Source organism: Shewanella saliphila (assembly GCF_014648295.1).
Taxonomy (GTDB): domain Bacteria; phylum Pseudomonadota; class Gammaproteobacteria; order Enterobacterales; family Shewanellaceae; genus Shewanella; species Shewanella saliphila.
Genome location: NZ_BMQV01000046.1, coordinates 26,210 through 34,761 on the forward strand (window position 1 = coordinate 26,210; position 8,552 = coordinate 34,761).

The 8,552-nt window shown below is 42.6% G+C and carries 6 protein-coding genes and 3 tRNA genes; 8 read left to right on the forward strand and 1 reads right to left on the reverse strand.

Annotated features, from left to right (window positions below; all coding sequences use genetic code 11):
• Positions 1-79 precede the first annotated feature (79 nt).
• Positions 80-1,708 (forward strand): methyl-accepting chemotaxis protein, encoded by a 1,629-nt coding sequence (locus IEY48_RS17160; protein ID WP_188922530.1) that lies wholly within the window; start codon positions 80-82, stop codon positions 1,706-1,708.
• Positions 1,709-1,806: 98 nt separating this feature from the next.
• Here IEY48_RS17160 and IEY48_RS17165 read toward each other — a convergent pair whose 3' ends face one another.
• The gene (locus IEY48_RS17165; RefSeq protein ID WP_188922532.1) at positions 1,807-3,273 is read right to left on the reverse strand and encodes a DASS family sodium-coupled anion symporter; all 1,467 of its coding nucleotides are present in this window, start codon (positions 3,271-3,273) and stop codon (positions 1,807-1,809) included.
• A gap of 778 nt (positions 3,274-4,051) precedes the next feature.
• Here IEY48_RS17165 and IEY48_RS17170 point away from each other — a divergent pair.
• The 7 genes from IEY48_RS17170 to IEY48_RS17200 all read left to right on the forward strand — a co-directional run bounded on the left by IEY48_RS17170 (position 4,052) and on the right by IEY48_RS17200 (position 8,316).
• The gene (locus tag IEY48_RS17170; protein ID WP_188922534.1) at positions 4,052-4,471 is read left to right on the forward strand and encodes a secondary thiamine-phosphate synthase enzyme YjbQ; all 420 of its coding nucleotides are present in this window, start codon (positions 4,052-4,054) and stop codon (positions 4,469-4,471) included.
• Positions 4,472-4,724: 253 nt separating this feature from the next.
• Positions 4,725-5,369 (forward strand): UvrY/SirA/GacA family response regulator transcription factor, encoded by a 645-nt coding sequence (gene uvrY / locus IEY48_RS17175; protein WP_188922536.1) that lies wholly within the window; start codon positions 4,725-4,727, stop codon positions 5,367-5,369.
• A 39-nt stretch (positions 5,370-5,408) separates the two neighbouring features.
• Complete coding sequence (gene uvrC, locus IEY48_RS17180; RefSeq protein ID WP_188922538.1) at positions 5,409-7,241, forward strand: excinuclease ABC subunit UvrC; 1,833 nt, start codon at positions 5,409-5,411, stop codon at positions 7,239-7,241.
• Between the two features lie 44 nt (positions 7,242-7,285).
• Positions 7,286-7,834: a CDP-diacylglycerol--glycerol-3-phosphate 3-phosphatidyltransferase gene (gene pgsA / locus IEY48_RS17185; RefSeq protein ID WP_188922540.1), complete on the forward strand. Its 549-nt coding sequence runs from the start codon at positions 7,286-7,288 to the stop codon at positions 7,832-7,834.
• 158 nt (positions 7,835-7,992) lie between these two features.
• Positions 7,993-8,068, forward strand: a tRNA-Gly gene (locus IEY48_RS17190).
• Positions 8,069-8,109: 41 nt separating this feature from the next.
• A tRNA-Cys gene (locus tag IEY48_RS17195) sits at positions 8,110-8,183 on the forward strand.
• Positions 8,184-8,230: 47 nt separating this feature from the next.
• Positions 8,231-8,316: transfer RNA gene (locus IEY48_RS17200), tRNA-Leu, on the forward strand.
• Positions 8,317-8,552: the final 236 nt, after the last annotated feature.

Here is an 8,552-nt window from a genome sequence, read left to right on the forward strand (position 1 = left end):
TCAAATAAATATTTTACTTACGCTTTAGTCATTTAGCGCAGAGTATCTAACATACTCAATCACATATAAGGTTTTAATAATGAGAATAATAAGCCGCCTGTATTTTGGCTTTGCAAGTTTACTGGTCATCATGGTTGGTATTACCTTGTTTGGTTTGTTTAAAATCAGTGTTGCAGACAACAATTTAACCCAATTGTCGGAGCAAACAGCATTGGAGCAGCGCCAAGCCATTAATTTTAGAGGCAGTGTGCATGACCGTGCTATTTCGATTCGAGATGCAGTATTAGTGAATGACCCGGCGCGTTCTCAACAGCATCAAAATGACATCATTCGTCTTAATGGATTTTATCAAACAGCAGCAAAAACCTTGGATAACATGTATGCCAATTTGCAACATAGCAACGAAGAAGTCAGGCTATTGCAAGCTATTCAAGATATTGAGGTAACCACATTAAATGCAACCGCTACCTTGCTTGAGATGATCAACAGTGCTCGTCAAACTGAAGCAGAGCAGCATTTATTAACCACCGTTTCACCTTTGTACAGTGAATGGCTTAAAAGAATTAATAACTTAATTGATTATCAAGAAACCCAAATTCAGTTAGAAGTGTCTACCGCACGTGAGCAAACCACCAGTTTTCAGTCGGTGATGCTAATCGTTACTGCTATTGCTTTATTGATTGGTACAGTGGTTGCGTTGAGTTCGGTAAAACGCTTAAAAAATATTATTGGTGGTGAGCCTGAGTATGCCGCAGATGTGATACAACAAATTGCCGCGGGCGACCTTACGGTAAAATTACAGGTGGACTCTTCACACAGTATTTTAAGTGCCGTGCAAGATTTAAGCGTTAATTTGACAGAAATTACGCAAAACTCGATACTTACCGCTAACAAGTTGCTTGCTGCATCTAAAGCACTGTATCAAACCGCACAACAAAACGAACACCTTATCAACAACCAAAAGCTCGCAACAGACAATGGTGCAGCTGCTATTAACCAAATGTCGAGCACGGTTAACGAAGTGGCCAACCACACCAATGATGCCGCTTTACTATCGCAAACGGCAACCAATGAGTTTAACGCTGGTCAGCTTGAGGTGACTCAAACGCAAAACGACATTGATGCACTTGCTGCTAAAGTCAGTGAGGCTGCCGATATTATTGATTTATTGTCACAAGACAGCAAAGAAATCGGCACCGTATTAGATGTTATTCAAGGCATTGCAGAGCAAACAAACTTACTGGCTTTAAATGCTGCTATTGAAGCCGCGCGAGCAGGTGAACAAGGCCGTGGCTTTGCCGTGGTTGCAGATGAAGTACGTAACCTTGCCCAGCGCACCCAAGAGTCAACTCGACAAATTCAAGCAGTGATAGAAAGCATGAGCACCAGTTCAGCCAAAGCTGTTACCGTGATGGATGAAGGGCAACAGCAAGCTACTAGCAGTGTTCAACAAGCTAAACGTGCCGGAGAGTCGTTAACGGCCATCAATGTGTCGGTGATTAAAATCAGTGACATGAATACCCAAATTGCGACTGCAGCAGAGCAGCAATCGGTTGTAGCGGCAGAGATTAATCAAAACTTTGTTGAAATCACCAGCTCAGCATTGTTAGCTCAACAAGAGGCGAGCAAAATTACCGCGGCGAGCCATCAATTAGAAGATCTTGCACAAACCTTAGAGCTAAACGTTAAGCAGTTTAAGACAGAGTAATTGGAAATAGATAATAGAATAAACAATAACGCTGACAAGTCGCCTAGGGCGTTTGTCAGCGTTAATCTATAACAAGCAGCCAATTGATTGCGATACGTTTACCAAAAGCCAAGTGCCTTCCACCAAAGTCCGCCAACCACGCCCCAAATGGTTAAGTTAACTACACTCATAATAAAGCCCATAAACCACCAGTTTTCCATTGAGACATAGCCTGACCCAAAAATAATGGGAGAGGTGCCGGTGGCATAATGGGTTAATGACATCATTAATGACGATGCCCCGGCAAGCAGTAAACCTAGGTATAAAGGTGGGGCTCCTAATGCGATACCTGCAGCAAAAAATGCGGCAAACATCGCAGTAATGTGTGCGGTTGTGCTGGCAAAGAAATAATGCGCGTAGAAGTAAACTACTACCAGAATGATGACCGACACCATCCAGCCAACTCCCAACTGGGCAATATTGCTTTCAACAACTCCTGAAAACCAAGCCACTAAACCGAGTTTATTTAAAAAGGTCGCCATCATCACCAGTGCTGAGAACCAGACTACTGTGTCCCAGGCGGCTTTTTCTTTAAGCACATCTTCCCAGCTGAGTACGCCGCTGATTAACAAAATCGATAACCCTAAGAACGCAACCGCAGTGGTATTGACCGCAAAGGCTGAGCCTAAAATCATGGCAGGCACGCCAGCCCATAAAACCAATAACAAGCCAAATACACTGATCATGACTTTTTCAGCGTAAGACATTGGCCCCATGTCAGTCAGTTTATCTTTAGCAAACACGCTGGCGTCTGGAGTGCGTTTAATTTCCGGCGGGTAAATCGCGTAAATAATTAACGGCATCAGCGCAATACACAATAAGCCGGGCAATAAAGCGGCCAGTGCCCAGGTGCCCCAGGTGATACTAATCTCTGCGCCCGTAGCATCGGCAATTAATTTAACGATTAATGGGTTAGGCGCTGTGGCGGTAATGAACATCGCCGAGGTTATCGGATTGGTGTGATAATTCACTAGGGCGAGGTAATGGCCAATTTTTCTTGATGTGCCTTGTTCTGGTGATGAGCCAAAGCTCGAAGCAATAGATTTCATTATCGGATGAATCACCCCACCACCACGGGCTGTATTACTTGGCGTAACGGGAGCGATAACTAACTCGGACAACGCAAGCGCATAGCCTATACCAATGGTTTTTCGGCCAAACAAGGAGATAAAGTAATAGCCGATACGATTACCAAGACCGGTTTTTGCTAACCCACGCGAGATAATAATCGCAATACCAATCAACCAAATTAATGAGTTAGAAAAACCGCTTAATGCATCTTTAATTGCCTCTGAAGGTTTGTCATTGGTAACGCCGGTCAACGCGACCAAAGTAATGGCTAACACCGCAATCGCCCCAATTGGCATGGCTTTACCAATAATGGCGACAACAGTACCAACAAATAGCGCCAGTAAATGCCATGCATTGGCTGATACGCCCTCCGGTGGCGCTACGATAAACCAAAGAATCAAAATTATCGCGATTGAAATGAAGCCAGGAATAACACGGATATCAGTACTCTTCATTGCAGTATCCTTAGATGTGAGAAGACATCTTTATATGAAGGAAATAACGGCTTATGTGAGCAAGCTCTTAAGTAGAATAAACGCAATAACTTGATACTAAGTCTTTGTTGTAGCTAATTTTGTGAAGCAAATCTCATTGTTGAAAACTATAATGATTAACGGTAAAACTGTTTGTGGGGGAAATGCTTTTAGGCAGGTATATTGGCGGAAAATGACCATTTGGCAGATGTTTTTATCCTTTTAGTTGGCCGAACAATAATTGAAAACGGTATGCGCAAGCATTTACTCTTTCCATGAATAAAATGTTAAGCCGTTTATGTTAAGCCGTTTATGTTAAGTGACGGTTGGTAAGCGATTGGGTTTTATGTTTGTGGTGTGTACGTTGGTATTGACTGGGTTACAGGCGGTAAATCCCTTGTAAATTTTGGCGTTAACTGTGTTCTCACTATGACGTTGTTTATTTGAATAATATGAAGGGTTTTAAATTAAAAGCATTTAAATACATTCGGTTATATTAAATTTGTGTTTTGAGAAGGGTTATTAAGTATATTCAAATTGACACTTATACCGACTTATTTAACACTTATTGTTATATCGAGTCTGTTCACTTGAGTGTATGCTCTAAGTTAAATTACTCGAACGTGCTTTAAAGGTATATTGAAGCATAAATGTTACAGCGCTCAAAGTTTGGTTTAATGTTAATGAAGGCGATTAACATTGATACAATGACCAAGGATTAAAGCTTAAGCTGCTTAAAGTTAAAGGTTTAACGCAATCGATGTGGATTCAAAAATCAATTACATTGGCGCCAAAAAGACGCGGATTTCATTTAATTACTGATGAAGTCACTAAGCACATTCCCCAGCTAAACAACATTGAAGTGGGCTTAATACAGGTGTTTATTCAACACACATCGGCCTCGCTAACGCTCAATGAAAATGCTGATCCCACGGTAAGGGGAGATATGGAGCGTCATTTTAATGTGCTTGCGCCAGAAGGCGCACCTTATTTTAAGCACACTTATGAAGGCCCGGATGACATGCCTGCGCACATTAAATCAACGCTGATTGGTGCTAGCCAAACGATTCCAATTACGGCCGGACGGTTAAATCTGGGTACTTGGCAGGGACTATACTTATGCGAGCATCGTGATAGTGCGTCCTCGCGAACAATTATTGTTACAATTCAGGGCGAGTAGTTAAATATTCGCTCAAGCTCAATGTATCTGGGATAACATAATCGTCTGTTTTGTATGCACTCCTCACGTTAGTGGGTGACTTTGCTTGTGTAAGTAAATGTAAAGATGCTAAATTCAGTCAGCTTATTGAAACGCTTTACATATGCAGTTTTATTGGACTTACTTTTGCCAACAGCTTGCATATAAATGTTTTGTATATAAAACGGCCCTAAAAGAATTTAAAAGAATAACGCATAATAATAGGTGGGTTAACGTGATATCTGTATATTTAGTTGACGATCATGAACTCGTGAGAACGGGGATCCGTCGTATTCTGGAAGACGAACGTGGTATCAAAGTCGTGGGCGAAGCACCCGACGGTGAAACGGCTGTTCAATGGTCTCGTCAGAATGAAGCTGATGTTATTTTGATGGACATGAACATGCCGGGTATGGGTGGCTTAGAAGCAACCCGTAAAATTTTACGTTATCAACCCGAAGCTAAAATCATTGTTTTAACAGTACAAACCGAAGATCCATTTCCAACTAAGGTTATGCAAGCGGGTGCGTCTGGTTATTTAACCAAAGGCTCAACCTCGCCAGAAGTGTTACGTGCAATAACCCAGGTGGCACGTGGTCAACGTTATTTGTCGCCTGAAATCGCCCAGCAAATGGCACTTAGCCAGTTTAATCATTCTGACGAAAACCCATTTAGCACCTTGTCTGAGCGCGAACTACAGATAATGTTAATGATTACCAACGGCGAAAAAGTTAACGATATTTCTGAAAAGCTTAACTTAAGCCCAAAAACGGTTAACAGCTACCGCTATCGCTTATTTGCTAAATTAGGCATTGGCGGCGATGTTGAGTTGACCCGTTTAGCTATTCGTTACAAAATGCTCGATACAGGTTCATTTTAGTTGGGAATATCCCGCGTAACGCATTAAGTAGCTTTAATCATGTCTAATGGTTTTAATGCCAAATCTTTTTTAAAAAATGTCACCAACGCCCCGGGTGTATATCGAATGTACGATATACGCCAACAAGTCATTTATGTTGGTAAAGCCAAAGACCTCAAAAAACGCCTCAGCTCTTACTTTCGCAGCAATATTCCCAGTGTAAAAACGCAGGCATTAGTGTCGCATATTGATCATATCGATGTGACAGTGACGCATAGCGAAACCGATGCATTGTTGCTCGAAAACGATTACATCAAGCAGTACATGCCCAAATATAATGTACTACTGCGCGATGATAAGTCTTATCCATATATTTTACTCAGTGGTCATAAACACCCAAGATTGGCTTATCATCGAGGGCCAAAGCGCGAAAAAGGCCACTACTTTGGGCCTTATCCTAACGGCGGCGCAGTTCGCGAAAGCTTGCACTTAATGCAAAAGCTGTTTCCAATCCGCCAGTGTGATGACCTATATTACAAATCGCGCTCTCGCCCTTGTTTGCAGTATCAACTAGACCGCTGTAGCGCACCTTGTGTTGGTATTGTCAGCGATGAAGAATACAGCGAACAAGTTAAACTGGCAGGGTTGTTTTTGCGTGGCAAAGACAAGCAGGTTATTAGCCAGCTGGTGGCCAAAATGGAAGTGGCTGCAATTGATATGCACTATGAGCAAGCTGCGCAATACCGCGATCAAATTACCGCCCTTAGGCGCGTGGCTGAGCAACAAGAAGTGTCTAACCACAAAGGCGATATGGACGTTATCGGGGTGGACTATGCATCGGGTATTGCATGCTTTCACTTATTATTTATTCGTGACGGTAAAATCTTTGGCAGCCGCAGTTATTATCCTTCGGTGCCTGCAGAGACCGACATTGAAGAAGTACTGTCATCGTTCTTAGGGCAATTTTACCTCAACGCCGACATTCAACGCACTATTCCTAAAGAGGTTATCTTAAGCCATTCGTTTGATGGAATAAAAGAGCTTGAGGCATCGATTGAGCATGCCCTTGATAAAAAGTTTGAGCTTAAAACCCAAGTGCGTGGCGATAGAGCGAATTTTTTACGCTTAGCCATGACCAATGCCAGCAACGCCGTCGCGACTCGGTTATCGCACAAAAATACCGTTGAACAACGCTTTCAATTATTGGAAGAGGCGCTGGAGCTTAACGAACCGATTAAGCGCATGGAATGTTTTGATATCAGCCATACCATGGGCGAGAGCACGGTAGCCTCTTGTGTGGTGTTTAATCGCGAAGGGCCACATAAGGCTGATTACCGGCGCTACAATATTACCGGCATTACTGGCGGTGATGATTATGCAGCAATGGAACAAGCCATTAGCCGCCGTTTTGATAAAATAGACAATAATGGCAAAGTGCCTGACTTACTGTTTATTGATGGTGGTATTGGCCAGCTTAGAGTGGCGCAAACCATTGTGGATGAAAAGTGCACTCATATCGATAACCCGCCTCTGTTAATCTGTGTAACCAAAGGCGAAGGGCGTAAAGCCGGTTTAGAAACCTTTACCGTAGGCGGCAGCGAACAAACGTTTGAAATCCCAAGCGACTCGCCTGCATTTCATCTGATTTTACATATTCGAGATGAATCACATCGCTTTGCGATTACTGGCCACCGTAACAAACGCCAAAAAACACGTAATACTTCAACGCTCGAATCTATCGCCGGTGTAGGCCCTAAAAGGCGTAAAGCCCTATTGCAACATCTTGGCGGAATACAAGAAGTCAAAGGCGCAAGTATTGCTGAATTGGCTAAAGTGCCAGGAATTAGCCTAGAAATGGCACAAACAATTCACGATGCATTGCGAGGGGGCTAAAATTAAGGCAAGATTGGCGCTGCTTCTGACAAATTGGTTTTTTTATGCCGTTTAATGTACCTATTGCACTGACACTATTTCGTATTGCTCTATTACCCGTATTTGTAGTAATTTTTTACTTACCTTACACATGGGCACCGTTTTTAGCCGCATTTATTTTTTGGCTTGCTGCGCTAACCGATTGGTTAGATGGTTATGCTGCCCGTAAATTAGGGCAATTAACCCGCTTTGGTGCATTTTTAGATCCCGTGGCAGATAAAGTCATGGTGTCGACAGCATTAGTGTTACTGGTTCAGCAAAATGACAATATGTATTTAACCTTAGCGTCGTTGTTTATGATTGGCCGTGAGATTGTGATTTCAGCTTTACGTGAATGGATGGCAGAAATAGGCAAACGCGGCGTAGTGGCTGTGTCTTGGATAGGTAAATACAAAACCGCAGCACAGATGGCTGCCATTGTTGGTTTGATTTGGAAACCAACCCCATTATTAACCGACCTGTCTTTTGCGTTGTTTTATATTGCCGCAGCGTTAACATTTTGGTCGATGATGAGTTATATTTCAGCAGCTTGGAAAGATTTAACCGCTGAATAGCATAATATTAGTTCAATAAGTTTATTTAGTGCGCAAACAGTCAAAATTGCTTAAATCAATAATTGACACACGAGGTTAATTCGGTAGAATGCCTCCCCGTAGACAAGTGATGAGTCAGCAGCAAGCCTTAGGGTGATATGTTAACAATCACGATTTACGCGACATTAGCTCAGTTGGTAGAGCGATACCTTGCCAAGGTATAGGTCATCGGTTCGAACCCGATATGTCGCTCCAATTTCTTATCTTATCCGATGGATTTGAATTTGGTTAAAGATGGCGCGATGGCAGAATGGCTATGCTGCGGATTGCAAATCCGTCGATCTCGGTTCGACTCCGGGTCGCGCCTCCACAAATTGCTTTTAATGGTTACAATGAGTAACGGTTAAAACACACTTTGCCCGAGTGGTGGAATCGGTAGACACAAGGGATTTAAAATCCCTCGCTGAATAAGCGTGCCGGTTCAAGTCCGGCCTCGGGTACCATTATTTATAGTAAGAAATTACATACGTAAGTATGGTGTGAAAAAGCCTCGACATCAGTCGGGGCTTTTTTACGTCTGAAATTTGAGTTTGTTGTTAAGGAAAGGCTAAAGTTATACCAATCCGCATTAGACTTTGCCCATATTAGCCCAGTCTCGTGTACACAAACTTTTTACCCTATCCTTGCACTGAATAAATATATTCCAGGCTTTACAACACTGCTCCACGATATCGTTATA

Bases quoted from the DNA above. Each gene is read 5' to 3' on its own strand.
- IEY48_RS17170 (WP_188922534.1), top strand. From the start codon at position 4,052: ATGTGGATTCAAAAATCAATTACATTGGCGCCAAAAAGACGCGGATTT.
- IEY48_RS17160 (WP_188922530.1), top strand. From the start codon at position 80: ATGAGAATAATAAGCCGCCTGTATTTTGGCTTTGCAAGTTTACTGGTC.
- IEY48_RS17165 (WP_188922532.1), bottom strand. From the start codon at position 3,273: ATGAAGAGTACTGATATCCGTGTTATTCCTGGCTTCATTTCAATCGCG.
- uvrC (WP_188922538.1), top strand. From the start codon at position 5,409: ATGTCTAATGGTTTTAATGCCAAATCTTTTTTAAAAAATGTCACCAAC.
- pgsA (WP_188922540.1), top strand. From the start codon at position 7,286: ATGCCGTTTAATGTACCTATTGCACTGACACTATTTCGTATTGCTCTA.